This window comes from Corynebacterium sp. HMSC034E11, from assembly GCF_001835905.1.
In the GTDB taxonomy this organism is placed as follows: Bacteria; Actinomycetota; Actinomycetes; order Mycobacteriales; family Mycobacteriaceae; genus Corynebacterium; species Corynebacterium coyleae.
The window spans coordinates 1-25,295 of sequence record NZ_KV826417.1; the positions used below are offsets into that span (position 1 = coordinate 1).

Here is a 25,295-nt window from a genome sequence, read left to right on the forward strand (position 1 = left end):
CTTACCCCCGCAAATTACCCCCGTTTTAGGAGCAGGCACGCAACAACAGCGCTCAAGACACGAAAACACCGTGTTTCAACCCCACGAACACACCAGTCCACCACCCCAACGCTCATCGTCTAGCACCCTGAAACACCAGCTAGACGATCAGCCCCATAACGACAAACAACCCCAACACCACCAGGGCAAACACAGAGGCCGAAACGAGATCGTCTAGCAGCATCACAAGCCCAGCTAGACGATCAGCCCACAGACCAGGAGAACACCACCCCACCATCCGCCCCAACCCCAATCCGACGCCATATATAGGGACACACCCACACCCCACCATCCGCTCCACGGAAGGCAAACAAAAAGCCCGCCTCCACAAAAACGGAGGCGGGCGGCGCTTGGCTTACTTGCCGAGCTTACGACGCTGCACACGAGTGCGGCGGAGCATCTTGCGGTGCTTCTTCTTCGACATACGCTTGCGGCGCTTCTTAATAACTGAACCCATAAGGCTTCCTCTTTTCTAACGTTGCTTCGTACGTACGTGGTCGGCACGACCGCTTGCGCGGAACAGTGGGAGGTGCACACTCCCACAGGTTGTGGCCAACCTGAACACGCCAAGCATACAGGCGTGCAGACCAGCAGCCAAAAACCGAAAACGCCCGTTCCCCCACTGAAATCAGGTGGGAACGGGCGTTTCGTAGGGGTCTGGAGTGGTTTTACCCCACGTCGTAGACGGAGGACTCCAGGTATTCGTTCACCGCGTTTTCGTTGACACGGAACGAACGGCCTACGCGGACGGCAGGCAGTTCGCCGGAGTGAACGAGGCGGTAGACGGTCATCTTGGAGACGCGCATAATCTCCGCGACTTCGGCGACCGTCAGGAACTTTCCTTTATCTTCATTAACCACTTAATTCTTACCTCTCGGCACGCAAACGCGCTGCAGGCTTCCCCTCCCGCAGGACGAACACGCACGTGCTCCAACCACCCTAACGTGAAACATGGGTTGAGTGCGACTTAAGGGAGAGAATTTTTTCAGAGTGCAGGTAGTGAACACACAGCATCAGTTGTGACGGGTGTGACTACCGGGGTTATTCCTCGCCAAGTTCCTTCGACCGGCGCGCACAGGCCTCCATCGCGCGGTAGAACGCACCACGCAGACCGGATTCCTCCAACTCGCGGATTGCACGCGCGGTTGTGCCTGCCGGGGACGAAACGTTGGCACGCAACTGCACGGGCCCATCCTCGCCTTCCAGCATCGCGCCTGCACCGGCCGCGGTGGCCTTAGCCAGACGCTCCGCAAGGTCGCGCGGCAGGCCGAGGGACACGCCCGCGTCCACCATCGCTTCGGTGACAAGGAAGAAGTACGCAGGGCCGGAGCCGGACACTGCGGTCACTGCGTCGATCTGCGGTTCGGTGACGGTGACAACCTCGCCGGCGGCGGCGAGCAGTTCATCGACGGTCTGCCGCTGCTCGTCGTCAACGAAACGCCCGTAGGTCACCGCAAGCACGCCCTTACCGACGAGCATGGGCGTATTCGGCATAACGCGCGCGATCGGGGCGCCTGCGAGCGCCACTGCCTCTTCCATCGCTGCCAGCGTGATACCTGCTGCCATGGAGACCAGGACCGGGGTGTTGTCGGCGTCGCCAAAGCCTTCGCCAATTTCGGCGATGACGTCGAGGATGCCCGCGGGTTTCACGCACAGGAACACGACGTCGGCGTGCTGTACGGCTTCGTGGTTGTCGTTGGTGGTGCGCACGCCGTAGCGCTCACGCAATACTTCGCTGCGTTGCGACGACCTATTCGTCGCCGTGATCTTCTCCGGGTCGTAACCGGACTGGATCAGACCCGACAGGAGCGCTTCGCCGATATTTCCGGCGCCAATAATTGCGATGTTTGCCATGGTTGCCATGTTTAGATCAACGCGGGCCCAAATGCCATAACTGCTGCAGCGATACCTGCAAGCGCCATGTTCAGACCATCACGTCCGGTGCGCATCGCACGCACACCGAAAACCACGCCGACCACTGCGACGATGCCAAGCAGCACCGCAACAACTGGGATGACGTGCGCCCACAGCCACTTGAATGCCAGGAACCCAAGCACACCCAGCAGCACGCCCAGGCCAACGAGCAGCACCATCAGAATCGGGTTGATGGAGGCGTCCTCGACTTCGATGTCGCGGACGTCCTCATCAGGCAGGTCGTTCTCGAACAGGTCGAGCTCCGCATCCTGCTTATCGACGACTACCTCCTCTACCGGCTTCTCCTCCGACTGAGGAGCCGCCACAGCAGCCGCAGCTGCCGCAGGCGCCGTGGCCTGTGCTGCAGGCTTCTCCGCAGGCTTCTCTACCGGCTTCTCCGCCAGTTTCCCTGCAGGCTTCTCTGCCGGCTTTCCTGCCGGCTTGGCAGCGCCTTCGCGCACGACCGGAATGACGTGGGTGTCGTCCTCGGCAGGCGGAGCCTGAGTCGGCTTCGCCTTGGCCACTGCCTCTTCAGGCTTCTCCTGCTTGGCCGGCTTCTCCGCCGGCTTCTCCCCTGGCTTCTCCTGCTTGACGGTCTTTGCCGGTTCGGCGGGGGCGTCGATAGGCACGCTCGAGTGCTTCGCCTCGACAGGTTTGACGTTGACCTTCTTAAAGGAGTCGGTGAGCTCGGCGACCGAAACGCCACCGTCTTCGAGGCTGCGGCGGCGCCGGGGGCGTCGTGTGGCCGAAGGATTTTCCTTCTCGGCGCGCGCGAGGAGCTCGGCTACCGTGAGCTGCTTGTCGGCCATTTACTCGTCGTCTCCTTTATCGGCATTCAAACCGCCCTGGTCGATGCGTTTCAGAATCACGCCTTCACGCAAGGCCCACGGGCAGATCTCCAACTTATCAATATTTAGTGCGCGCATTGCAGCCTCGGCAACGAGGGCACCGGCGACGATCTGGTGGGATCGGTCCGCATTGATGCCTTCGAGCTCCGCACGGTCCGCTGCTGTCATGCGTGAAATGAACGCGATGAGCTGGCGCAAACCGGGTGCGGTGAGGGTGCGCTGCACGAACGGACCTGCCGACGATGGTGCTGCACCGGTAAGGCGGGCAAGGGAGCGGAACGTCTTCGACGTACCCACCGCCAGGCCTACCTCGCCGAGTGCTTTAAATTCTTCGGCGGGGCCGGCGAGTTCCGCGTCGATGTAGTCGCGCAGCATGTTGATCTTCTTACGCTCTGGCGGGTCGGTGTCGAACCACTCGTGGGTCAGACGGCCAGCGCCGAGGTCCAGCGACACTGCCAGGTCCGGCATTTCTTCGGTGCCTGAGGAAATCTCGAGCGAGCCACCGCCGATGTCCAGGTTGGTGATGCGGCCGGCGGACCAGCCGTGCCAGCGGCGGGCAGCGAGGAAGGTCAGGCGTGCTTCCTCTTCGCCGGAGAGGATCTCTAGGTCCACGCCGGTTTTCTTCTTCACCTGCTTCAGCACGTCCTCGGAGTTCGTCGCGGAGCGTACTGCCGAGGTGGCGAAGGCAAGGACCTCTTGGCACTTGAGATTGTTGGAGAGGTCGGCTGCTTCCTGGCAGGCGTCGACAAGTTTGTCGATGCCTTTTTGTTCGATGTTGCCTTTCTTATCCAGCAACTCGACAAGCCGCAGCGGCTGCTTCCAGTCACTCATCGGGGTGGGGCGTCCGCCACCGTATGCATCGACCGCCACAAGATGGACGGTGTTGCTTCCGACGTCTAATACACCTAATCGCACCACCTCAGCGTAACGGGTCTACGGTGTGCAAGTGTGAATCAACCAGCCCCGAATCCTGTTTTTCTTGGCTTTCCGGCAGATTCCCCGGCAGGTCGCTCCATTGCGGCAGGCAGGGAAACGGCCCAGGAATTCCCGCGCGAATGGTTTGAGTTTGTCCACCCGGAGGACCCTGACCACACGTTTTCGCTAGATCTGACCTGGCTCGAGTCCACCTGGTCGTGCCGCTTTGGCACGTCACAGTGCCTGGGTATCGACGAATCCAACCAGGCGGTCGGCTGCTGCATCCACGGCGCATACATTGCCGACGAAGAAGACCGCGACACCGTATATAACTCCGTTGCGTTGATGCCGGCGAAGTACTGGCAGTTGCGTCCGGCCGACACGGATGAGTTCTTCAAGGCCGACGACCCCACGTGGCTCGAACCGTGGCTGGAGTGGGACGACAGCGATGAAGAGGACGACGGTCCGCACATCAAGACAAAGGTGGTCGACGGCGCCTGCATCTTTGCTAACCGCCCCGGTCACCCCACCGGTGCGGGCTGTGCGCTGCACCAGTGGGCGATGGCGGAAGGCCACAACATCGTTGGCACTAAGCCGGAAGTGTGCTGGCAGGTGCCGTTTTCCCGCGAGGATGAATGGCAAGAGCGTAGCGACGGCCACGAGATCCTGCGCACCACCATCGGTGAGTACGACCGCCGCCAATGGGGCGACGGCGGCGAGGACTTCGACTGGTGGTGCACCGCCTCACCGCAGTGCCACACCCCGAACAACGGCAGCCTCAAGCCGATTTGGCAGTCCATGAAGGACGAGTTGATTGCGCTGATTGGTGAGGTCCCGTATGCGATCGTCGCAAAGCATTGCGAGGCTCGCGCGAACCTGCCGCAGGAGGCGAAAGCCACCCACCCCGCGACGGATCAGGCCTCGAACTTGTAACCCAGGCCGCGCACGGTAACCAGCTGAGTGGGGCGCTTCGGCTCCGCCTCGATCTTGGAACGCAACCGCTTGACGTGCACGTCCAGGGTCTTGGTGTCGCCCACGTAGTCGGCGCCCCAGATGCGGTCGATCAACTGGCCGCGGGTGAGCACGCGGCCGGCGTTGCGCATGAGGTACTCAAGCAGATCGAACTCCTTGAGCGGCATGGGCACCGGCTGGCCGTCCACGAGTACCGTGTGACGGTCGATGTCCATGACCACCCGGCCGCCCTTCAGCAGCTGGTCGTCGGCCTCCTCCACACTTTCCGCCTCCGGACCGCGGCGCAGCACCGCGCGGATGCGGGCGACGAGTTCGCGGGTGGAGTACGGCTTGGTCACGTAATCGTCCGCCCCCAGCTCCAGGCCGACAACCTTATCGATCTCACTGTCACGCGCCGTGACCATAATGATCGGCACCGACGACTCCGCACGCAGCTTTCGGCACACCTCCGTGCCACTCATCCCCGGCAGCATGAGATCCAGCAGAACCAGATCGATGTCTTCAGAGTCGAAGAGCTGCAGCGCCGTCGGACCGTCCGGCGCGATCTTGGTCTCAAACCCTTCCTTGCCCAGCAAAAACGCGAGCGGATCCGATAAGTTCTCTTCGTCCTCGACGATAAGGATGGTCGTCACTGCTGCTCAAGTTCCTTTCTGCCAGCAGAGGCGTGAACAGATTCCGGGTCAAAGATCGGCAACTCAATGGTGAACGTTGAGCCGGTGCCGGGCCTAGACCACACGGTTATGTTACCGCCATGGTTGGCAACCACGTGCTTGACAATCGCCAGCCCCAGGCCAGTGCCACCTGTCGAGCGGGAACGGGCCTTATCCACCCGGTAGAACCGCTCAAACACGCGTTTTTGGTCCTCGGGCGCAATGCCGATGCCGCGGTCCGTGACACGAATCAGCACCGCTTTGTCGCGCACCGTTTTCTGCGTGATGCTCACCGGCTGCCCATCCGGCGAGTAGTTGATCGCGTTGGAGATCAGGTTGGCCACCGCCACTGTGAGCATCGACTTGTCGCCGAGCACGTACAGCCCAGTGGGGGCGCCACGGTTGATTTCAATCTTGCGGTTTTCGGCGGTGACGTGGTTGCGGATGACGGCTTCGTCGATGATGTCGTCGACACGCACTGGCGCCATGTCGGGCAGCGCTTCCGCGCCTTGCAACTTCGACAGCGCAATCAGGTCCGTGATCATCTCCCCCATGCGGTGCGCTTCCTTGTGCAGTTTCCCGCCGAAGTATTCGACCATCTCCGGGTCAGTCGGATCCTGCAGAAGCGCCTCCGCCAGCAGCGACATGCCACCGACGGGGGTTTTGAGCTCGTGCGAGACATTTGCGACGAAATCACGCCGCGCGTGCTCCATCCGCACATTCTCAGACTCGTCGGAGCCGTAAATGATCACCGACGAGTTATCCGTCAGCGTCAACGGAGCAACTACCGCGCGCACGTTACGGATGCGGTTACCGGTGGTGCGCTGTGGCATCTCCATGTCGATGACACGTTGCTCCGCATCGTCCATCACCTGCTCCGCAACGTCGAGTACGCGGGGGTTGACGGTGCCGTCGTGCACAAGCGACATATCGTGGGCACGCGCGTTGGACAGTTGCACCTTGCCATTTCTTCCAACGACGACGATGCCGGTGGGCGATCCCTGTGTCACCAGGTGCAACATATCGCTGACAGTGCTCACGCCAGTGTCTTCATCGTGGTCGTCCGCACTGTTTCGGGCATACCAACGCAATGCCCGCCGCCCGAGATGGGCAGCGGGGACGGCGACGAGCGCGCCGAGAATAAACGCAAGAACTGGCGACACAGCCTAAGCGCTACTTCTTGCCCTGGTTCGCCACAGCGGCAGCGCCAGCAGCGGCAGCCTCCGGGTCGAGGTAGGTACCGCCCGGGTTGAGCACCTTGCCGCGCTCGCCGATTTCGTACAGCAGCGGCATGCCGGTCGGGATGTTCAGCGCCGCAATGTCCTCGTCGGAAATGCCGTCGAGGTACTTCACCAGCGCACGCAGAGAGTTACCGTGCGCTGCGACCATGACAGTCTTGCCCTGCAGCAGCTGCGGCAAGATTGCCTCCTCGTAGTACGGCAGGAAGCGACGCACAACGTCCTGCAGGCACTCGGTGCGCGGCACCTCCGGCAGGAACGCGTAGCGCGGGTCGTTGGTCTGCGCGTACTCGTTATCGATGTCAATCGCCGGTGGCGGAGTGTCGTAGGAACGACGCCACTCCATGAACTGCTCATCGCCGTACTTGTCGCGGATCTCCGCCTTGTTCAGGCCCTGCAGCTTGCCGTAGTGGCGCTCGTTGAGGCGCCAGTTGCGCACAACCGGGATCCAGTGGCGGTCCGCTGCGTTCAACGCAATGTTGGCGGTGCGGATCGCGCGACGCAGCAGCGAAGTGAACACGATGTCCGGCAGGACACCCTTTTCAACCATGAGCTTGCCGGCGTTGACGGCTTCGCGCTCGCCCTGCTCTGTCAGGTCGACGTCCACCCAGCCGGTGAACTGGTTCGACTTGTTCCACTCACTTTGACCGTGACGTACAAGAATCAACTTTCCGTTACCCATGACTTTAAGCATGCCACGAAAGAGGTTTAGTGTCGTGGGCATGCTCAAGGTTTTTCGCTACGCCGCCGCGGTTGCCGTCGCCGCGGCACTGACCACTGCCCCATCTGCTGCCGCAGCGCCTGCGCTTGCCGCCCCCGGCGCGCCTGTGGCCACACTGTTCGAGGGCTCTAATTCGTTTGCTAACACGTCGCGCTGCAGCCAGGGCCCTTCCGGTGTGGTGCGCACCCCTGACGGGCAGACGAAGCGGATCATGATCACCGCCGCGCACTGCTTCGACGTGGACGATAAAACGGTGCGCCCGGAGGTGTACGCGCCGGTACGAAGTGGTGGCGGGGTGCGCTACCCGCACGTGGGCACCATTGATACGCAGCGCAAGAAGTTCGAGCTGGGCAACGGCGAATTGATGGACTTCTACCGCATTATCGACGAGCCCGACTGGGCCATGGTCCGCCTCGACCCAGGCGTTTCTGCCTCCGGCTGGTCCACCTCCCGCGACCAGTGGGGCAGCACCCCCTCCCGGAACGTGGCGATCACCGGCGTGAAGGATTACCGCAGCCTGGGCAACGAGCTGATCAGCTTTGACAACTTTGGCCAGCCCATCTGCAAAGACGGCATGCGCACCGGCCGCTCGTGCGGCACCCAGGTGTTCCGTACACAGAACTTCATCTGGCACGTCGGGTTGAACTACGCCTCGGGTGATTCCGGCGGCATCAACTACGACCCGCGCACGGGCGAGGCCATCGGGTTGACCATCATTGGATACGGCCCCTTCGGCAACTCCCAGCAGATCGATCGTGCGCTCGAGTCCGCCTACGGTATCCCCGACGGTCAGGTAAATCAGGCGTTTACTCCTGCTGAGCCGGCGCCGCGCGCGGAGTTTGCGACGCTTCGCGACGAAATCGCCCAGCACAACCCAGCCGCCGCCAACAAGCCCGCGCCGGCACCGTCGAAGTTCCACAAACTCACCGGCGCAGTCAACGGTGCCCAGGCTGATGCTGCTCGCCTCGCCGGGGAGGCGCAGCGTCTTCCCCAAGCAGCAGACCCGGTTGCCGCAGCGCAGGAGCTTGCCGGACGTGCGGGTGCCGCAGCCAACCAGCGTGCAGGTGAGATCAGCGCCGCCGTGAACGCGATCATCCGCTAGTTGCCGCCGGGGATCCGGGGAGCCTCACAGGGGTCGTAACCGTCGAGCGCTTGCTTATAGACGCCCGCGAGCTGGTCTGCCGACGCCGCCCAGCTAAACCGGGCCGCGTGGCGGACGGCGGATTCGCCCATGTGGATGCGCGTGGAGTCGTCGATAAGCAACCGCTCCAGCGCGTCCGCCCACTCGTTGGTGTCGTGACTGCCCACCAGCAGGCCGGTCTCCCCGTCACACACCGCGATCGGGAGCCCGCCGACCTTCGCCGCCACCACCGGGGTGCCTGTGGCCTGCGCTTCCACAGCGACCAGGCCGAAGCTTTCGTTGTAACTCGGCACCGCGACGACGTCCGCCGCCTGGTAGATGCTGACAAGTTCCTCCGGTGGGCGTGGGCCAAGGAAACGCACGGTGGCACCCAGCGCCTCCTCGTCCGCGATCGCACGGTAGTGCTCCACCGACGAACCGGACCCGCTCGCCCCACCACAGATGATCACGCGCAACGGACCTTCGACGCTGCCGCGGCGCACGACCTCCCCCATCGCACGCAACAACACCTGCGGGCCCTTGAAATCCTGCAGCCTGCCGACGAACGCAACCACCTTCGCGTGCAACGGAATGCCCAGGTGGCGGCGCGCAAGTTCCGTGTTGCGGTTCGTGCCCGGGGTAAACAACTCCGTATCTGCACCAGGGCTGACTACGTCGATCTTCGACGGGTCCACGTCGTAGAAGCGGGCAAGCTCGCTGGTTTCATCCTCGGTGTTGACCACGAGCGTTTCGGCGTTGTCCACGAGTTGCTGCTCGCAAATACGGCGCGCCTCCGACTCCGATCCACCCACCCCGTAGGCGTTTTTCACCGCCGCCCACGTATGCCCGGTGTGCACCAGTGGCACCCCAGCAAGGTCGGCGAGCAACCACCCCACCTGGCCGGAGAGCCAGTAGTGCGAATGGATCAGGTCGTAAGAGCGCTCGTCTGCTCGGCAGAACTGCACCACCCCGCCGGCGAACGCAGCGAGTTGGGTCGGCAGGTCTTCTTTCTCCAACCCCTCATACGGCCCGGCGACGATATTGATCACCCGGTAGCCTGGCTCGACCTCGACGATCTCGCCCTGGCTGGGCCGCGTCGCACGGGTGAACACATCCACCTGCGTGCCCTGGCGGGCCAGTTGGGTCGCAATGTTGTGAACGTAGACGTTCATGCCACCGGCATCACCTATCCCCGGCTGCTCAAGCGGAGACGTGTGCATTGAAATCATGGCGACGCGCATGCGGGCCAGACTAGCGCGGCGCAAAACCCTGCGTCACTGCGCGTTGGTATGGCTTTGCAAGTCTTCCTCAGCGAGCTGTTTGAGAACCACCTCGAGCGGTGTCCTCGTTCCGTCGTCCTCCTCACGGGCACGGCGTAGCAGTTCGCGGTCAGCGACCTGCTCTAGCTCTTCCAACAGCACCAAGTCTTCAACCGGCACGATAGCTGCAGCAGACTTCCCGTTCCGGGTAATCAACACCCGCTCACCTGCATAATTCGCTCGGTCAACCGTCTCACCTAAGCGATTCCGCAATTCAACAAGCGCAATTGCGTCTTCCGGCGCTTTCACAGTGCACCACCCCTTCATCCATACTGTGTACAGTTGGTACACACTGTACACATTTTCTAGGGGGTGTCAATGAAATACCAAGTCGAGCTCACCAACCAAGCCAGTCGTGACCTCAGAAAAATTCGACGAAGCGACCGAAACACCTTCGAGCGAATTACCGAAGCCTTACAAGCGCTCTCCGCTAATCCATTCCCCGCCGGTTGTGTCCGATTAACCGGCTACGACGATTTCCGAATCCGGGTTGGCGGGTTCCGGATCATCTACTCAGTTCAGCAAAAAGTCGTTCTAGTGGAAGTACTGCGCATCGCGCCGCGTGGCGAGGTCTACAAAGGCCTTTAGTGCGCCGCGTGCCGGTGCCACGCACCGAAGTCCGCCGCCACCGTAGCCGCCAGGTGCTGATAGGACTTCAGGGTTGCCGCGGCCATGCGCTCCAAATCGACGACCGCACCTTCCGCCAAGTGCCTGTCGTACGGGATCGTGTGCACCGCCCGCGTACGCGAGGCGAAGTGTTCGGTGACCTTGCCCATATCGATGGTCGGCTTGCCCGGTGCGGATGAGGAAACGACCACGACAGCGTTGGCGGCCAACTGGTCGTAGCCGTGGAGGTTGAGCCAGTCGAGGGTCGCGGATGCGGACTGCGCGCCGTCGAGAGCAGGTGAGGTGACCAGCACAAGCGCGTTGGCCAGGTCGAGCACGCCCGCCATCGCGGAGTGCATCAGGCCGGTGCCACAGTCGGTGAGAATGACGTTGTAGTGGTGCTGCAGGATGTCGATGGCGTGACGATAGTCGGCTTCCGAAAACGCCTCGGAGACCGCCGGGTCACGCTCGGAGCCGATCACCTCGAGCCGCGATGCTGCCTGGTTAGTAAAGGCACGGACCTGCGGGTAGCGGTGCGTTTCCGGCGCGTGGAGCAGGTCACGGATGGTGGCCGGTGGCGCGGTTGCTGCGCGTTGGGCAAGTGTGCCCAGGTCCGGGTTGGCGTCGATGGCGATGACGCGATCCCCACGGGTCTGTGCGAACACGCCTCCAAGGCCAACGGTGGTTGTGGTCTTACCGACGCCACCTTTCAGGCTCATCACCGCAATGCGGTAGTCGCCGCGCAGGGGCGCACGGATGGCGTCGATAAGCTGCTGCTCCTCGAGCTCTTTGCGCGAACCGCCCGGGTTGATGCGACCACGAGTGGCGGTGTGGATCATTTTGCGCCAGCCCTGTTTCGGCGGCGATTTCACCGGATCCACCAGGTTGGTTTGATCGAGCACCTCAGGTGGTGTGAGTTCAAGCTCCGGCATGGCAACAGCGTCGCGAAGCGTGGCGTCATGGAACGTGGTCATGAAAAATCCCCCCGTATTTCCCCAAATATGTGATGCGGGCAAGTGTAGATGATCAATTTCTTGCGCGCACCCATTCACAACCTACGCAAGAGTAAGTTATACTCCGCAACACGTTTAGTTACACATGACCATAACCGAGAGGATGCAATGGGCGCCGCAGACACACAGGCCTGGATTGAGCAATACGCCGAATGGACGAACCCGCGTCCCGAAATCGGCACAGATACGCTCGTGAGCTGGTTCAACCGGGCCGTGGCCACCCAACCGCGCAGCGCCGCAACATGGCTCATGGGCAAGGAGCTCACCTACGCCGAGCTCAACGATCACGTCGGCAGCGCGGCAGCCGGCTTGGCCAAACTCGGCGTCCAGCCTGGGGACCGCGTTGCGGTTGCGCTACCCAACTGTCCGCAGCACGTCATCGCAGTCACGGCAATCCTGCGACTGGGCGCGGTCGTCGTCGAACACAACCCGCTCTACACCGCAGACGAGCTCGAGCCACAGTTCAACGACCACGGAGCGAAGATTGCGATTGTCTTCGACCGTGAAGCGGACACCTTCCTCTCCCTGCGCGGACGCACCCCGCTGGAAACCGTTGTGGCCGTCAACATGATCGACGAAATGCCAACGCACCTCAAGGCATTGCTCGCACTGCCAATTCCGCCAGTAAAGAAGAAGCGCGCCGAGCTCAGCGCCCCCGCCCCAGGGACCATGAACTTCACCGACCTGCTGCGGACACGTTCTCGCACGGTGCACTTGCCACCGATCGAGCCGGAAACTACCGCCTTTATCCTCTACACCTCGGGCACATCCGGGAAACCGAAGGGCGCGCCGCTGACGCACCGCAATATCGTCTCGGTCCTCAAGGCGGGCATCGAGTGGCTGGAGGACTGGGGTGCGGTGCGCGAAAAGGTGCTCGCCGTGCTGCCGATGTTCCACATCTACGGCCTTGCGTTGAACTACGGCCTGCCACTGACGGTCGGCGGGCAGATCGTGCTCGTGCCCGCACCGCAGCCGCAGTTGTACCAGTCGGCGATCCTGAAAACGCGGCCTACGATGCTGCCGGGCGTGCCCACGCTGTACGCCAAAATCATCGAATGGGCGAAGAAAGACAACGTCGACCTTTCCTCGATTCACACGTCGATCTCCGGCGCATCCACCCTGCCTGCAGAGACGATCGAACTGTGGGAAAACACCACGGGCGGGCGCCTCATCGAGGGCTACGGCCTGACGGAAACCTCGCCGATCCTCGCCGGCAACCCCCTCGACGGCACACGTCGTCCGGGCTACATCGGTCTCCCCTTCCCCAATACGGAGATCCGCATCGCTGACCCGGACGACCCCTCTCGCACCATGCCCGACGGCGAGCCAGGCGAGCTGCTCGCCCGTGGCCCGCAGGTCTTCGCAGGCTATTTGAACAACCCGGAGGCGAACGAGAACGCGTTCCACGATGGCTGGTTCCGCACCGGCGACATGGCCGTCATGGAGCCGGACGGCTGGATCAAGTTGGTGGCGCGCATCAAGGAGATGATCATCACCGGTGGCTTCAACGTGTACCCGGACGAGGTGGAGGGCGTACTTCGCCGCCATCCGGATATCGACGACATCGCAGTCGTCGGCCGCCCCCGCGAGGATGGCGCCGAGGACGTTGTCGCGTGCATCACACTTGTCGACGGCGCCGCGCTCGACCCCGAAGGCCTCAAGGCCTACGCCCGCAAGCACCTGACGCGCTACAAGGTGCCGCGCGAGTTCTACCACTTCGAGGAGCTGAACCGGGACCAGACAGGCAAGATTCGTCGCCGTGAGGTTCGCGACACTCTCGTCAGTCTTCTTACCCAACCGTAGGTAGATGGGCGTAGGGTGGTCACCATGACTTCACCCTCCCCAACCAATGGAGACGCCCCCTGGCTGCAGTACTACCCCGAGTGGACCGCCCACTCGCTGGAGTACGGCAACCGCACGCTGAACGATCTTTACGACGACAACCTGGCCACCAACGGCAACAACACCGCCACCAGGTTCTTCGGCCGCACCCAGACCTTTAGCGAGCTCGACCGCGAGGTGCGCCGCGCCGCCGCAGGTCTGAAAGCCTTTGGCGTTCGCCCGGGTGACCGCGTGGCGATCATGCTGCCGAACTGCCCGCAGCACGTCGCCGCCTTCTTTGCTGTGCAGAAGATCGGCGGTGTTGTCGTCGAGCACAACCCGCTCTACACCGCCCACGAGCTGCGCCCACAATTCAAGAACCACGGCGCCCGTGTGGCAATCGTGTGGGACAAGGCCGCCGACACGCTCGAGCAGCTGCGCGCCGACACCCCGCTGGAAACCGTGGTCAGCGTGAACATGATCAAGGCCATGCCGCGTGCCCAGCAGCTCGCGCTGCGCCTGCCGTTGCCGAAGGTGATGGAGGCCCGCGCAGCACTCACCGGCCCGTGCAGCAACACGGTGCCGTGGGAGTCGTTGACCAGCTCCGCCATCGGCGGGCTGGGCACTGACCTGGAACCCCCAGCGGAGATCACTCCGGAAAGCCCCGCGGTGATCCTGTACACCTCCGGCACGACCGGAGCGCCGAAGGGCGCGGCACTGTCACACGCGAACCTGGTTGCCAACCCGCTGCAAGGCCAGGCGTGGGTAAAGGAACTCCAAGAGGGCAACCAGCGCATGCTGGCGGCCCTGCCGTTCTTCCACGCCTACGGCCTGACGTTCTCGTTGACGTTGACCATGCTGATCGGCTCCGAACTCGTGCTCCTGCCAGCCCCGCAGATGCCTCTTGTGATGAAGGCCATCAAGAAAACCCCGCCAACATTCATTCCGGGTGTGCCCACCCTGTTCGAGCGCATCCTGAAGACGGCGAAGAAGAAAAACATCGACCTGTCCCCGGTCCAGATTGGCTTCTCGGGAGCGTCGTCGCTGCCGAAGGAGATCATCGAGGAGTGGGAGCGCGCCACCGGCGGTCGCCTGGTCGAAGGCTACGGCCTGACCGAGACGTCGCCGATCATCGTGGGCAACCCGCAGACCGCGGACCGTCGCCCCGGCTACATTGGCATCCCCTTCCCCGACACCGAGATCCGCATCGTCGACCCGGACAACCCGGACAAGGACATGCCCTACGGCGAGGACGGCGAAATCCTGGCGAAGGGCCCGCAGGTGTTCTCCGGCTACTTCAACAACCCTGAGGCCACCGAGAAGGTCTTCCACAACGGTTGGTTCCGCACCGGCGACATGGGTGTGATGGAGGAGGACGGCTTTATCAAGCTCGTCTCCCGCATCAAGGAGCTCATCATCACCGGCGGGTTCAACGTCTACCCTGCGGAGGTTGAGGAGGTCATCCGCACCCACAAGGACGTCGAGGATGTCGCCGTCGTGGGACGTCCACGCTCCGACGGTTCGGAGGATGTTGTCGCCTGCGTCGTGCTTCGCGACGGCGCCGCCCTCGACCCCGACGGCCTGAAGGACTTCGCCCGCGAGAACCTCACCCGTTACAAGGTGCCGCGCACCTTCTACCACTTCGAGGAGCTGGCCAAGGACCAGATGGGCAAGCTACGCCGCCGCGAGGTCCGCGAGGACCTGCTGTCCAAGCTCGAGCAGCGCTAAAGGCTCGGTCCGGACACCCGCGCTGCTTTGTTGGTCTCGCGGCGGCCATCCGCCGCGCCGCCCCACAGATGGTGAGAACCTAATGGTGAGCTCGGCAAAATTTTGGCGTTCTCCCCGTTTGATTCTCACCATTTGCTCGTGCGACGGGGGTTCGCGCTAAAGGCCCACCCAGACCGGCTCGGGGTGCAGCTCAACGCCAAACTGCTTGTCGACGACCCCCTGCACCCTCCGCGCCAACGCCACGATGTCGTCCGCCGTGGCGTTACCCCTGTTCGTCAGCGCAAGGGTGTGCTTGGTGGACAGGCGTGCTGGCGCGTCCTCCCCGGGGAATCCGCGGGGGCAGCCGGCGCGCTCGATCAGCCACGCCGCAGACAACTTCTCTTGGCCCTCACCAGCGGCAAAGCGTGGCATGTGGTCTTCGCCGACCTTGGCCTCGATCTCATCCGCCAGTGCGGTGGGCACGACCGGGTTGGTGAAAAACGAGCCCGCGGACCACGTGTCGTGGTCATCCGCGTCGAGCACCATGCCCTTCGCCCGGCGCGTCTCCAGCACGGATGCACGGGCCTCCGCCAGCGACACACGCTCCCCGCCCAGGTGGCGCAGCGGGATCGACTGGTCGGTCTTCTCCAGCGCCAGCTCGATCTCCAGCACCACGGCACGCGAGGTGAACTTCAGGTTGGAGTAGCGATACGCCAACTCCAGTGACTCGGCGGACACCCACTCGTCGGCACCCGTCTCGCGGTTGTAGAGGCGCACGCGGGTCAGCACGTCCGAGATCTCGGAGCCATACGCGCCGACGTTTTGCACCGGGGTCGCACCAGCGGAACCCGGAATGCCCGACAAGGCTTCGATACCACCGAGGCCATGGTCGACAGCAAAGGCAACCACGTCGTCCCAGACGGTGCCGGCTTGGATGCGCAGCGTGGTGTCGTCGATAAGCGAGATGCCCTCGTTGCGCACCAACACAGCAGTCAGATCGAGCGCACCTTCCGCAACAAGCAGGTTGGAACCGCCGCCGACAACAAGCAGCGGCGAACCGGCGCGATCAAGGCGCGCAACGGTCTCGGCGAGTGCTTCGGCGCTGGTGCACTCGATGATCTCGGCCGGCGAACCGCCGACGCGCAACGTGGTCAGAGAGGCAAATGATGGGGTTGACACGCCAACAACGGTAGTCTGTGACCCATGACTGCACGTAGTGAGATCACTGTGACCATCAACCAGCCGATCGAAAAGGTCGCGCAAGCCTACGCCACGCGCGAATACTGGGAGTTCATCGCAGAGAAACTCTCCCCGGAACCGGGCGAGCTCAACGAGTTCGCGGACAACACCGCAACCCTCTTTGAGATTCTGCCGACCTCTATCCTCCCGCCGGCAGCACAGGCGATGGTGTCCCAGGACCTGAAGCTCAAGCGCGTCGTCACCGTAGGCGCGCTCGACGGCGACACCGCCAAGCACACCATGACCGGCGACGTCAAGGGCACCCCGGTGGACCTCGGCGCCGAATACACAGCAACCCGCGACGGCGACAACACCAAGCTCGACTACGAGCTCGAAGCCAAGGTCAACATCCCGTTTATGGGCGCTGCCCTCGAGCCGAAGGTCGCCGAGGCACTCGAGGAGATCGTGGAAAACGAAGCGAAGCTCACCGACCAGTGGATTAGCGAGAACCTCTAATCCCCCACTATCACAATCTCCGCGCCGATAACCCGGGTGCGGCGGGCAAACCCTACGGGGTGATCACCCGCGGCACGACCGGGTTTAATCGTCTGCGCAGATCTGATCGCTGGACCCGCTTTCACCCGCGGGTCCAGTCCCTGTTGCGAGCCGTACCCGACCCGCTGGCCGTGGATGTGGGCTACGGCGCCTCCCACGCCACCACCGTCGAATGGGCCGGGTGGCTGCGCCAGATCCGCCCCGACATCGAGGTCGTGGGCCTGGAGATCGACCCGGAGCGCGTCCTGCCGCCCCGCGACGGCGTGCGTTTCGAGCTCGGCGGCTTCGAACTTGCTGGCTACCGCCCCCACCTCGTGCGCGCCTTCAACGTGCTGCGCCAATACGACGTCGACCAAGTCCCCGACGTGTGGGACACCGTCTGCTCACGCCTTGCGCCGGGCGGCCTGTTCGTCGAAGGCACCTGCGATGAAATCGGACGCCGTTGCGCATGGTTGCTTCTCGACGACACCGGCCCCGTCTCCTTAACCCTCTCCTGGGATCCCTTCCACACCGCAACCCCCTCAGAGGTGGCGGAGCGCCTCCCCAAAGCGCTGATCCACCGCAATGTGCCCGGCGAGGCCATCCACGCATTTCTTACCGACGCCGACACCGCCTGGGAACACGCCGCCGGATGGGAACCCCACGGCCCCCGCGTGCGCTGGCGCCACGCCCTCGACGACCTGGCCGCAAAATGGCCGATCACGCCCCAGCGGCGCCGCTTTTCCGACAATTCCGTGACCGTCGAGTGGAACGCCATCGCTCCAAGTTCCTAAACTGGCCCGCATGACCAAAGCCTGGAAAGTCACCCTCTCCATCATCGTCGGAGTACTCCTCCTGTTCGCCGTTGCGGAAGGAGGCATCCGCGCGTTCGTGTCCCACCAGGTCACGTCCGAAGCCCCGGAAGGCACCTCGGTGTCCTTCGGCCCGAAGCCAGTCACACTCGGCCTGCTGGGTGGAAAGTTCCCCCACATGAAAATCGACCAGGACTCCACCCTGGTTGTGGACGGCAACACCTTCACCGGCGCGCCCGCCGCCGTCGTGGAGATGGACAACGTCCACATCGCAGGTGGCGACCCGGTCGCCGAAACCCTCCACCTGACCTCCGATCTGCCCACCGACTACGTCCGCGCCATGCTCAACCAGCAGTTGGAGCAGCAGATGGGCGAGGACGCCGGATTCCTGGCCAACTTCATCAACGTCAGCGACGTCACCGCGAACCCCGAGGCCGGAACCTTCACCGTCGAGTTCAGCGGCGGTGTCGCAGGCATCGATCTGCGCCCCTCCATGCGTGACGGCCAACTCGCGCTCGAGGCCGAGAACACCTCGCTGTTCGGCTTCGACCTGCCCGACGGTGTCGCCGACGCCATCAGCGGCGCCCTGTCCAACGGCATGGCCCAGGAAGCCAACAGCACCATGCGTATCGACGACTTCCGCGTCATCGACGGCGGCCTCCAAGTCTCCATGGTGGGCACCGACGTGAACTTCAACGAACTGCAGATGATGCAAGAAAACCCCGCCGGGTTCACGACCCAGCAGGGTTAAGCGGTGCCGCTGCGGCGGCGCGGGCGGTGGCGCTGCGGCGGCGCGGGCGGTGTTACCAGCCGCCGTTGCCCTCCAGAATGTTCTTGATCTGGGGGCGAATGTCGAAGTAGTAGATACCGATCGCCACCGCACCAAACCATGCGATGAACGGCAGGCCGAGCATGCACGCCACCGCAGACAGCGCCAGGATGCCAATCCAGGCGCCCTTGGACTGGCGGCCTGCTGCTTCGAACGCGTCGGGGCGGGTCGTCGCCACGAGTCCGGCAGCCACAAGGCCTGCGATGCCGACCGCGAAGAGCATGAGGAAGCTCGCGCGTGACGGGAGCGTCGTGATGAACTGGATCTGCTCAAGAGCCGCGGTATCCATATCCCAACCTTCTAGTTAGCGGTGTTGTTGGAGTCGGTTTCGTCCGTCTCCAGAATCTCGCCGTCGATAATATCGCCGTCGCCGGTGGTGTTGGTGAACTGGTCTTGGAGGCGCTCCACCAGGCCGTCGAAACGCGAGCGGACATCGCTCATAACACCCTTGTCGTCGACACCGTCAAGAGCCTTATCCAGACGCTCGTTGAGCGCAGCGCGCACCTCATTTACCTTCGTAGTCACAGTCTCCTTGAGGTCGTCGGAGATCTGCAGATCACGCTCACGCAGGGAGTTAAAGAGCTTCTCCGCCTCGTCGACGAAGTTGTTGGCCACGTTGCGCACGTCACCCTCCGACGTCGCCGCGTTCAAGTTCGTGCGAGCCTCATCGGACGTGGATTGGAAACGCTCAGAGAGCTCGCCGGCTACCTTGCCCAGCGCCGCACCGAGGGAAGAACCTGCCAGCAGCAGGGCCTCGCCAGCGTCGCACAGGTTGTTACGGATCTCGCCATTGTTGTCAGCCACAGTTTTACCTTTCATCTAAAAGAACAAGAGCTGTGTCACAGTGTAAATAACCAAACCGGCCAGTGCACCGACCACAGTGCCGTTCAGACGAATAAACTGCAGGTCACGGCCCACCATCAGCTCGATCTTCTCCGCTGCTTCCTCCCCATCCCAGCGCTCGATCGTCTCCGCGATGATGCCCACGATCTGTTCCGCGCCGTTCTCAGCCGCGTAGTGGGTGATCTTTTCCAGGCGTGCTTCGGCATCGGCGCGGACTGTGGGGTCGTCGCGAAGCTTGGTGCCCCATTCCATCGACGCATCCGCGATCTTCCTGCGCAGCGTGCTCGACGGATCCGAGGCCGCCTCCACCAACGCGGTGGACAACTGCGCCCACATTCCCGCCGACGCCGAGCGCACCGCATTCGACGCCATGATGTCACCCTTCAGCGCCTCCACGCGCGAGATCATCTCCCCGTCGAACTGCAGGTCCTGCGCGAAGTCGTTGATCTGGCGGCGCAGCGCCCTGCGCGCCTCGTGCTGCGGGTCCGCGTCCACGTCCGCCATGAACGACACCAACTCGTCGTACACGCGCTGCCCCACGAGGTCTTTGGCGAATTGGGGTGCCCAGCGGGGCATGCGTTCGTCGATAAGCGAAACGACCGTGTCCTCCATGCCATTTACTTTGCGACGACCCCACGCCACCATGTCATCCACCACCGGCTCCACCTTGCCATCCGCAATCAACCCCTCCAGCGCACGGCCCAGCGGCGGGCCCCAGATCGGCTCCGCAAAGCGGTCGATCACCTGCGAATCGATGAACCGCTCCGCCTCCTTCGGATCGATGCCCTCAACCATGCGCACCACGAACGTGCCCACCTCTTCGCTGACACGCTCCGCGTTCGCTGGCTGCGCCATCCACGTGCCTACCCGCTCCGGGATGCCCGCATCCATCACCTTCTGCGTAATCGTGCGCGCATTCAGGAAGTTCTCGCTGACAAAGTCGCTCAGCGCACCCGCAACCTGATCCTTCTTGTTCGGGATGATCGCCGTGTGCGGAATCGGAATCCCCATCGGGTGCTTAAACAACGCGGTCACCGCAAACCAGTCCGCCAAACCACCCACCATGCCGGCCTCCGCCGCAGCACGCACGTAACCAATCCACGCCGCCGTTGTGCCTTGGGATTGCGCCCACGAGCACGCAAGGAAGATCACCGCCGCAACCCCAAGCAAACTTGTCACCGCGATCTTGTGGTTTCGCAGGGCGCGGCGACGCTCCGCCTCATTGTTTGGGCTTGGCATCAACTGATCAGTCATGCCCCCGATTAAAGCAGCCCGCCCGACACGGGCACGAAAAATGCCCCCTCCGCCGAAACGAAGAGGGCAAAAGCGTCCAGCGCGTTAGTTCACACGGCCAGTGCGCTTGCGATACTCCTTGTAATCCTTCCGGCCAAGGCCGATGAAGATGAAGGCGAGCGCCGTGGTAATCACTGCCTCAGCGACGCCCAGGATGAGCAGACGCTCTGCCAGGCCGTGAGTCTGCGAGCCAAAGCCGTAGACCATCGCACCCCAGCCCCACACTGCCAGGCCAACACCGAACAGTGCGGACAGGAGCAGACCCATCGCAACCCAGGTGAAGTTGCGGTTCAGGGACGAGTGCGGCGCACCCAGGGATACCGGGTCGTAGCCCTCGATGTACGTGTCCTCAATCCTGCTCTGGTACTCAGGGAAAGACTCGCTGTGGATATCTGCAACTGCATGAGAACCCATGATGATGTTTCCTTCTACTACTGCTGGTTCTACCAGGACTCCAATGCCTCGGAGTATACGGCAGATCTAGTCGTCGCCACCCTTGAAGGCAGCACGGGCACGCTCAGCGTTGATCGCACCGACTGCATCAAGCGGAATACCGGCCGGGCAAACATCAGCACACTCGCCGTACAGCGAGCAGTGGCCGAAGTTCGTCTCCAGCTCATCAACCATGTTGCGGGCACGGCGGCCGCGCTCCATCTTGCCCAGCGGCAGCAGCTTCAGGTGCTTGAGCTTCGCGCCAGTGAACAGGTGCGCAGCACCGTTCGGGCAGGCAGCCACACAAGCGCCACAACCGATGCAGGCCGCGTAGTCAAGCGCGGTCTCTGCATCCTTGTGGTTCACAGCCAGCGTGTCAGCATCCGGAGCGGTACCGGCGTTGACCGAGACGTAGCCACCCTGCTGCATGACGCGGTCCAGAGCGGAGCGGTCCACAGTCAGGTCCTTGATTACCGGGAATGCACCGGAGCGGAACGGCTCAATCTTGAGCGTGTCGCCGTCGTTGTAGTTAAACAGGCGCTGCAGGCAGGCCGTCGTGTTCTGGCCAGCACCGTGCGGGCGGCCGTTGACAAGCACGCCACAGGTGCCGCAGATGCCTTCGCGGCAGTCAGAGGCGAACACGAACGGTTCTTTGCCCTCTTCGACGTAGTTGTTGTTGACGTGGTCGAGCAGCTCCAGGATGGACATCTGCTCCACAGCGTCGTCGACCTGGACGGTCTCGAAGCTGCCCTCAGTGTCAGGACCAGCCTGGCGCCAGATTTCAAGTGTCAGTTTCATTACTTGTAGTTCCTTGCCATCAGCGGGATCGAATCGAAGTACAGGGGTTCAGCGTGGCGGATGAACTGGCCTTCGCCGGCCGGCTCCCACGCGGAGACGAAGCACCAGTTGTCGTCGTCACGCTCTGCCTCGCCGTCATCGGTGAGGTGATCCATACGGTAGTGAGCACCGCAGGACTCGTCGCGGTCAAGAGCGTCGACGCACATGAGCTCGCCGAGGTTGATGTAGTCAACCAGGCGCAGCGCAGCCTCGAGGGTCTGGTTCATGTCATCCGCGGTACCCGGGATGTGAATGTTGGTCCAGAAGTCCTCGCGCAGTGCACGGATCTTACGGATGCCCTCTTCCAGGCCCTCCACGGTACGGGCAACGCCGCAGTGCTCGTAGAGGATGTCGCCGAGCTGCTCGTGGAAGTGCTCCGGGCCGTGCGGCTCCGGACCACGGATGGACATGATGCGCGCGATGCGCTCCTCCACCTCAGCAACAACGTCCTTGGCTTCCTGGGAGTCCTCGGAGAGCTTCTCCTCACCGAGGTGGTTTGCCAGGTAGTTCGGGACGGTGAACGGCAGGGTGAACCAGCCGTCGACGGATGCGGACAGCAGCGAGTTAGCACCCAGACGGTTTGCACCGTGGTAGGTCCAGGAGCACTCACCGGCGGCGAACAGGCCGTCGATGGAGGTCATCTCGTTGAAGTCGGTCCACAGGCCGCCCATGGTGAAGTGGACGGTCGGTGCAATACGCATCGGAGCCTTGTACGGGTCGTCGCCAGTGGAGTCCTCGTACATCTCGAACAGGTTCGAGTAACGCTCACGGATGGTGTCCTCGCCGAGGCGCTCAATCGCGTCGGAGAAGTCCAGGTATGCGGAGTTATGCAGCGGGCCAACACCGTAGCCGGCATTGAGCTGCTGGGAGATCGCACGGGACGCAACGTCACGCGGCACCAGGTTGCCGAAGGCCGGGTAGCGACGCTCCAGGAAGTAGTCACGCTCGTCTTCCGGAATGGTGTTCGGGTCGCGGTCGTCGCCCTTTTCCTTCGGGGTCCAAATGCGGCCGTCGTTACGCAGCGACTCCGACATCAGCGTGGTCTTTGCCTGCCACTTCGCGTTGACCGGAAGACCGGTCGGGTGGAACTGGACGAAGCACGGGGACGCCAGGTAGGCACCACGCTCGTACGCACGCATCATGGCGGAAGAGTTGGAGTTCTTCGCCAGCGTGGTCTTGTGGTACACGTTGCCGTAACCGCCGGTAGCCAGGATGACTGCGTGGCCGGTGAACGGCGTGATCTCACCGTTGATCAGGTTACGGGTCACAATGCCGGAGCAGTGCTTCTTGCCGTCCTTCTGGGTGATGATCAGATCCATCAGGTCGTGGTGAGTGAAGATCTCAACGTTGCCCAGGTGGATCTGGCGCTGCAGAGCCGAAGCGGTAGACAGCTGCAGCTGCTGGCCTGTTTGGCCACGGGTGTAGTAGGTACGGGAGACCTGCACACCACCGAACGAACGGGTGGCCAGGGTGCCGCCGTACTCACGAGCGAACGGAGCGCCAATGGCGTTCATGTGGTCGATCACGCGGACCGACTCGACAGCCAGGCGCCAGCAGTCGGACTCGCGGCAGCGGTAGTCGCCGCCCTTCACGGTGTCCTTGACGTGGCGGTAAGCACCGTCGTTATCCACCTTCTTGCCGCGGGCGGAGTTGACGCCACCCTGTGCAGCAATGGAGTGCGCACGACGCGGAGCATCGTGGTAGGTGAAGGACTTGACGTTGTAGCCGAGCTCGCCAAGTGCCGCAGCAGCTGCGCCACCGGACAGGCCGGTACCAACAACGAGGACGGTGAACTTACGACGGTTCAGCGGCGACACCAGGTTCATGTGGTCCTTCTGGAACTCCCACATGTCCTTCATGCGCACTTCGTCGCGGTTCGGCTCGTTGGACTGCAGGATCTCACCCGGGGTGACACCAGCAGCAGCCGACTCCGGCTGACGGAACGCCTGGGCCTGGGCCTGGCCAGCAGCCGGCGTCTCGGTGGAGGCCTGCTCGCCGTGCGAACCCTGATTCGAGGAAATAGAGGTAGTCATATTGTTTCTCCTATTTGGCCATTACCGAACGAAGTCCGGGACCCAGCCGGCCGCAAGAGCGATCGGCATGATGACGTTTCCGGCGACGACGATGAACGGGAGGATGTACGCGAGCACGACCATGAGGCCCTCACCGCGCTTGCCCAACCAGCCAAGGTCAGACACAGCGAGGTAGATGCCGTGGGTCAGGTGCAGCAGCAGTGCCAGGTTCGCGACAACGTAAACCAGGGTGACCCACCAACGACCCGGGCCGAAGGTAGCCAGCAGGTTGTTGCGGACTGCGCCGTGGACGAACTCGTCGGAAGCCACAGCAACACCCATGGTGAGGTCCAGGATGTGGAACACGATGAACAGCAGCAGGATGACACCCGTGACCAGCATTGCGCGGGTCGCGGTGGACTGCCAGCCACCCATCAGGCCCGTGCGCTTGAAGCGACCGCGGGACTTCTTCGAACGGCCGTGCAGGGCGAATGCTCCCCAAACGTGCAGCACCAGGCAGGCGAGCAGCACGATGCGAATAATCCACAGGAAGCCCTCACGCGGGAACAGCGGCTCGCCGATCGTGCGGAGGAACTCGCCGTAGTCGTCGATCGGCGCGGAGCCATCGGCGTGCAGCGGCATAAAGATCTTCAGGTTGCCCACCATGTGGCCAAGCACGAAGAGACCGAAGATGAGGCCAGTGATGGCCATGGTCAGCTTGATGGCCCATGTTGGGTAGGACGGCCGCTCGCGCAGCGGCTTTTCAGTAATTTTTCCGTGACGAATGGCTTCACGGTCTGCGTTTTGTACAGTCATGGCACCTCCAGTGTCGCTAATACTCTATGAGAATCGCGCCGGTTACACACACCTGAATTGCAGGCCGATCCATGTTTTTCCCAAGTTTCAACCGACACTTGACCCCTCTCCCCAGTACGCACCGCACTTTGTGACCTTCCTCACCGCGAGGCATTGATGGTGGATAGCCAACAATCCTCACCCCGTTAAGTGTCAATCTTTGGTTGGTTAGTTTCACCTAACTGCCAGCTCGGGGCGAAATCGGTACGCTGGCCCCCATGGCTATTGACAAGAACACCGAGAACTCTGCAACCCGTCAGATTGATGCCCCTGCGGCCGCGATCTTCGACATCCTGTCCAACCCCGAGCGCCACGCCGAGACCGACGACTCCGGCATGGTTGTCTCCGCCGACCAGGCCGAGCGCCTCAAGGCAGTCGGCGACACATTCACTATGAACATGACCAAGGAGGACGGCGACTACCAGACCGTCAACGAGGTCTTCGCCATCCAGCCGGATCGCATCATTGGCTGGAAGAACGTGGAAAACACCACCGCCCAGGTGAAGGTTGGCGCGAAGTGGCTCTACGAGCTCGAGCCGATCGACGCCGACAACACCACCGTGAAGCTCACCTACCAGCGCGATGAGCTGGAGGAGAACCTGCTGGGCATGACCGAGAAGTTCAACGACGACTTCCTAGCCAAGTCCCTGGACAAGCTCGCAGCAGCAGTCGCAGGCGCATAAGCACTCGCTAATCGACGACCCCACGCGGCACCCCGCCAGCCGGGGCGCCGCGTTCCGCTTTTGCTGATCGTCTAGCTTCCTCGGCAGCACAACCAGACGATCA

At 62.8% G+C, this 25,295-nt stretch carries 28 protein-coding genes; 9 read left to right on the plus strand and 19 right to left on the minus strand.

Translation table 11 applies throughout. From position 1 onward, the window contains the following. Positions 1-394: 394 nt before the first annotated feature. The 5 genes from HMPREF2690_RS11760 to HMPREF2690_RS09740 all read right to left on the minus strand — a co-directional run bounded on the left by HMPREF2690_RS11760 (position 395) and on the right by HMPREF2690_RS09740 (position 3,716). Positions 395-496 carry a 30S ribosomal protein bS22 gene (locus tag HMPREF2690_RS11760; protein ID WP_003855542.1) on the minus strand — a complete coding sequence of 34 codons (102 nt, stop codon included), beginning with the start codon at positions 494-496 and terminating at the stop codon, positions 395-397. 211 nt (positions 497-707) lie between these two features. Further along, positions 708-899, minus strand: a complete 192-nt coding sequence (locus tag HMPREF2690_RS09725; RefSeq protein WP_070421497.1) for a helix-turn-helix domain-containing protein — start codon at positions 897-899, stop codon at positions 708-710. Positions 900-1,080: 181 nt separating this feature from the next. Beyond that, entirely contained in the window at positions 1,081-1,893 is an 813-nt protein-coding gene (gene proC, locus HMPREF2690_RS09730; RefSeq protein ID WP_070421580.1) for a pyrroline-5-carboxylate reductase, read from the minus strand. 11 nt (positions 1,894-1,904) lie between these two features. Beyond that, positions 1,905-2,762 carry a hypothetical protein gene (locus HMPREF2690_RS09735; protein ID WP_070614803.1) on the minus strand — a complete coding sequence of 286 codons (858 nt, stop codon included), beginning with the start codon at positions 2,760-2,762 and terminating at the stop codon, positions 1,905-1,907. After that, positions 2,763-3,716: a Ppx/GppA family phosphatase gene (locus tag HMPREF2690_RS09740; protein WP_070482908.1), complete on the minus strand. Its 954-nt coding sequence runs from the start codon at positions 3,714-3,716 to the stop codon at positions 2,763-2,765. A 33-nt stretch (positions 3,717-3,749) separates the two neighbouring features. On the opposite strand from HMPREF2690_RS09740, the gene HMPREF2690_RS09745 reads away from it, so the two are divergent. Continuing rightward, positions 3,750-4,649 carry a DUF3109 family protein gene (locus HMPREF2690_RS09745; protein WP_070482911.1) on the plus strand — a complete coding sequence of 300 codons (900 nt, stop codon included), beginning with the start codon at positions 3,750-3,752 and terminating at the stop codon, positions 4,647-4,649. Here HMPREF2690_RS09745 and HMPREF2690_RS09750 read toward each other — a convergent pair. The 3 genes from HMPREF2690_RS09750 to HMPREF2690_RS09760 are packed head-to-tail and all read right to left on the minus strand — an operon-like array spanning position 4,631 to position 7,258. Then, positions 4,631-5,320, minus strand: a complete 690-nt coding sequence (locus HMPREF2690_RS09750) for a response regulator transcription factor (protein WP_070421500.1) — start codon at positions 5,318-5,320, stop codon at positions 4,631-4,633. The genes HMPREF2690_RS09745 and HMPREF2690_RS09750 overlap by 19 nt on opposite strands. Next, positions 5,317-6,501: a sensor histidine kinase gene (locus HMPREF2690_RS09755; RefSeq protein WP_070816033.1), complete on the minus strand. Its 1,185-nt coding sequence runs from the start codon at positions 6,499-6,501 to the stop codon at positions 5,317-5,319. The genes HMPREF2690_RS09750 and HMPREF2690_RS09755 overlap by 4 nt, the downstream gene beginning before the upstream one ends. A gap of 10 nt (positions 6,502-6,511) precedes the next feature. Beyond that, the gene (locus HMPREF2690_RS09760) at positions 6,512-7,258 is read right to left on the minus strand and encodes a phosphoglyceromutase (protein WP_070421582.1); all 747 of its coding nucleotides are present in this window, start codon (positions 7,256-7,258) and stop codon (positions 6,512-6,514) included. A gap of 40 nt (positions 7,259-7,298) precedes the next feature. Between HMPREF2690_RS09760 and HMPREF2690_RS09765 the strand changes: the two genes are divergently transcribed. Beyond that, complete coding sequence (locus HMPREF2690_RS09765) at positions 7,299-8,399, plus strand: chymotrypsin family serine protease (protein ID WP_141761238.1); 1,101 nt, start codon at positions 7,299-7,301, stop codon at positions 8,397-8,399. Here the strand turns inward: HMPREF2690_RS09765 and mshA are convergent. Further along, entirely contained in the window at positions 8,396-9,658 is a 1,263-nt protein-coding gene (gene mshA, locus HMPREF2690_RS09770) for a D-inositol-3-phosphate glycosyltransferase (protein WP_070820776.1), read from the minus strand. The genes HMPREF2690_RS09765 and mshA overlap by 4 nt on opposite strands. A gap of 33 nt (positions 9,659-9,691) precedes the next feature. Next, positions 9,692-9,985: a type II toxin-antitoxin system prevent-host-death family antitoxin gene (locus HMPREF2690_RS09775; RefSeq protein ID WP_246815475.1), complete on the minus strand. Its 294-nt coding sequence runs from the start codon at positions 9,983-9,985 to the stop codon at positions 9,692-9,694. Positions 9,986-10,054: 69 nt separating this feature from the next. Between HMPREF2690_RS09775 and HMPREF2690_RS09780 the strand changes: the two genes are divergently transcribed. After that, positions 10,055-10,324: a type II toxin-antitoxin system RelE family toxin gene (locus HMPREF2690_RS09780; RefSeq protein WP_070421505.1), complete on the plus strand. Its 270-nt coding sequence runs from the start codon at positions 10,055-10,057 to the stop codon at positions 10,322-10,324. On the opposite strand, the gene HMPREF2690_RS09785 is transcribed toward HMPREF2690_RS09780, so the two are convergent. Next, entirely contained in the window at positions 10,321-11,316 is a 996-nt protein-coding gene (locus tag HMPREF2690_RS09785) for a MinD/ParA family ATP-binding protein (RefSeq protein ID WP_245168073.1), read from the minus strand. The genes HMPREF2690_RS09780 and HMPREF2690_RS09785 overlap by 4 nt on opposite strands. Before the next feature lie 48 nt (positions 11,317-11,364). Between HMPREF2690_RS09785 and HMPREF2690_RS09790 the strand changes: the two genes are divergently transcribed. After that, positions 11,365-13,158, plus strand: coding sequence for a long-chain-fatty-acid--CoA ligase (locus tag HMPREF2690_RS09790; protein ID WP_371326027.1), 1,794 nt, complete (start codon positions 11,365-11,367; stop codon positions 13,156-13,158). A gap of 24 nt (positions 13,159-13,182) precedes the next feature. Further along, positions 13,183-14,904 (plus strand): long-chain-fatty-acid--CoA ligase, encoded by a 1,722-nt coding sequence (locus tag HMPREF2690_RS09795; protein WP_070820832.1) that lies wholly within the window; start codon positions 13,183-13,185, stop codon positions 14,902-14,904. Positions 14,905-15,060: 156 nt separating this feature from the next. Here the strand turns inward: HMPREF2690_RS09795 and HMPREF2690_RS09800 are convergent, their stop codons facing one another. Next, positions 15,061-16,062, minus strand: a complete 1,002-nt coding sequence (locus HMPREF2690_RS09800; RefSeq protein WP_141761239.1) for a UDP-N-acetylmuramate dehydrogenase — start codon at positions 16,060-16,062, stop codon at positions 15,061-15,063. A 24-nt stretch (positions 16,063-16,086) separates the two neighbouring features. Between HMPREF2690_RS09800 and HMPREF2690_RS09805 the strand changes: the two genes are divergently transcribed. From HMPREF2690_RS09805 to HMPREF2690_RS09815, 3 genes are read left to right on the plus strand one after another with little or no spacing between them, the layout of a single operon-like run. Continuing rightward, positions 16,087-16,578: a DUF2505 domain-containing protein gene (locus HMPREF2690_RS09805; RefSeq protein ID WP_070453169.1), complete on the plus strand. Its 492-nt coding sequence runs from the start codon at positions 16,087-16,089 to the stop codon at positions 16,576-16,578. Positions 16,579-16,637: 59 nt separating this feature from the next. Beyond that, positions 16,638-17,390, plus strand: a complete 753-nt coding sequence (locus tag HMPREF2690_RS09810) for a class I SAM-dependent methyltransferase (RefSeq protein WP_371326028.1) — start codon at positions 16,638-16,640, stop codon at positions 17,388-17,390. Positions 17,391-17,400: 10 nt separating this feature from the next. Beyond that, complete coding sequence (locus HMPREF2690_RS09815) at positions 17,401-18,159, plus strand: LmeA family phospholipid-binding protein (protein ID WP_070453162.1); 759 nt, start codon at positions 17,401-17,403, stop codon at positions 18,157-18,159. Positions 18,160-18,211: 52 nt separating this feature from the next. On the opposite strand, the gene HMPREF2690_RS09820 is transcribed toward HMPREF2690_RS09815, so the two are convergent. From HMPREF2690_RS09820 to HMPREF2690_RS09850, 7 genes are all read right to left on the minus strand, one after another. Continuing rightward, positions 18,212-18,526 carry a DUF2516 family protein gene (locus HMPREF2690_RS09820; protein ID WP_083284891.1) on the minus strand — a complete coding sequence of 105 codons (315 nt, stop codon included), beginning with the start codon at positions 18,524-18,526 and terminating at the stop codon, positions 18,212-18,214. 11 nt (positions 18,527-18,537) lie between these two features. Continuing rightward, entirely contained in the window at positions 18,538-19,041 is a 504-nt protein-coding gene (locus HMPREF2690_RS09825) for a CGLAU_01105 family protein (protein WP_070820778.1), read from the minus strand. 15 nt (positions 19,042-19,056) lie between these two features. Next, positions 19,057-20,334, minus strand: coding sequence for a DUF445 domain-containing protein (locus tag HMPREF2690_RS09830; RefSeq protein WP_246819542.1), 1,278 nt, complete (start codon positions 20,332-20,334; stop codon positions 19,057-19,059). An 84-nt stretch (positions 20,335-20,418) separates the two neighbouring features. Beyond that, on the minus strand, positions 20,419-20,787 hold the full coding sequence (locus tag HMPREF2690_RS09835) for a hypothetical protein (protein ID WP_070820780.1): 369 nt from the start codon (positions 20,785-20,787) through the stop codon (positions 20,419-20,421). Between the two features lie 66 nt (positions 20,788-20,853). Beyond that, positions 20,854-21,603 carry a succinate dehydrogenase/fumarate reductase iron-sulfur subunit gene (locus tag HMPREF2690_RS09840; RefSeq protein WP_070421512.1) on the minus strand — a complete coding sequence of 250 codons (750 nt, stop codon included), beginning with the start codon at positions 21,601-21,603 and terminating at the stop codon, positions 20,854-20,856. Further along, positions 21,603-23,675 (minus strand): fumarate reductase/succinate dehydrogenase flavoprotein subunit, encoded by a 2,073-nt coding sequence (locus tag HMPREF2690_RS09845; RefSeq protein ID WP_070820781.1) that lies wholly within the window; start codon positions 23,673-23,675, stop codon positions 21,603-21,605. The genes HMPREF2690_RS09840 and HMPREF2690_RS09845 overlap by 1 nt, the downstream gene beginning before the upstream one ends. A 21-nt stretch (positions 23,676-23,696) precedes the next feature. Continuing rightward, on the minus strand, positions 23,697-24,470 hold the full coding sequence (locus HMPREF2690_RS09850) for a succinate dehydrogenase cytochrome b subunit (protein WP_070421514.1): 774 nt from the start codon (positions 24,468-24,470) through the stop codon (positions 23,697-23,699). A gap of 257 nt (positions 24,471-24,727) precedes the next feature. On the opposite strand from HMPREF2690_RS09850, the gene HMPREF2690_RS09855 reads away from it, so the two are divergent. Next, a complete protein-coding gene (locus tag HMPREF2690_RS09855) occupies positions 24,728-25,192 on the plus strand; it encodes an SRPBCC family protein (RefSeq protein ID WP_070421515.1) in 465 nt (154 codons plus the stop codon). Positions 25,193-25,295 lie beyond the last annotated feature (103 nt).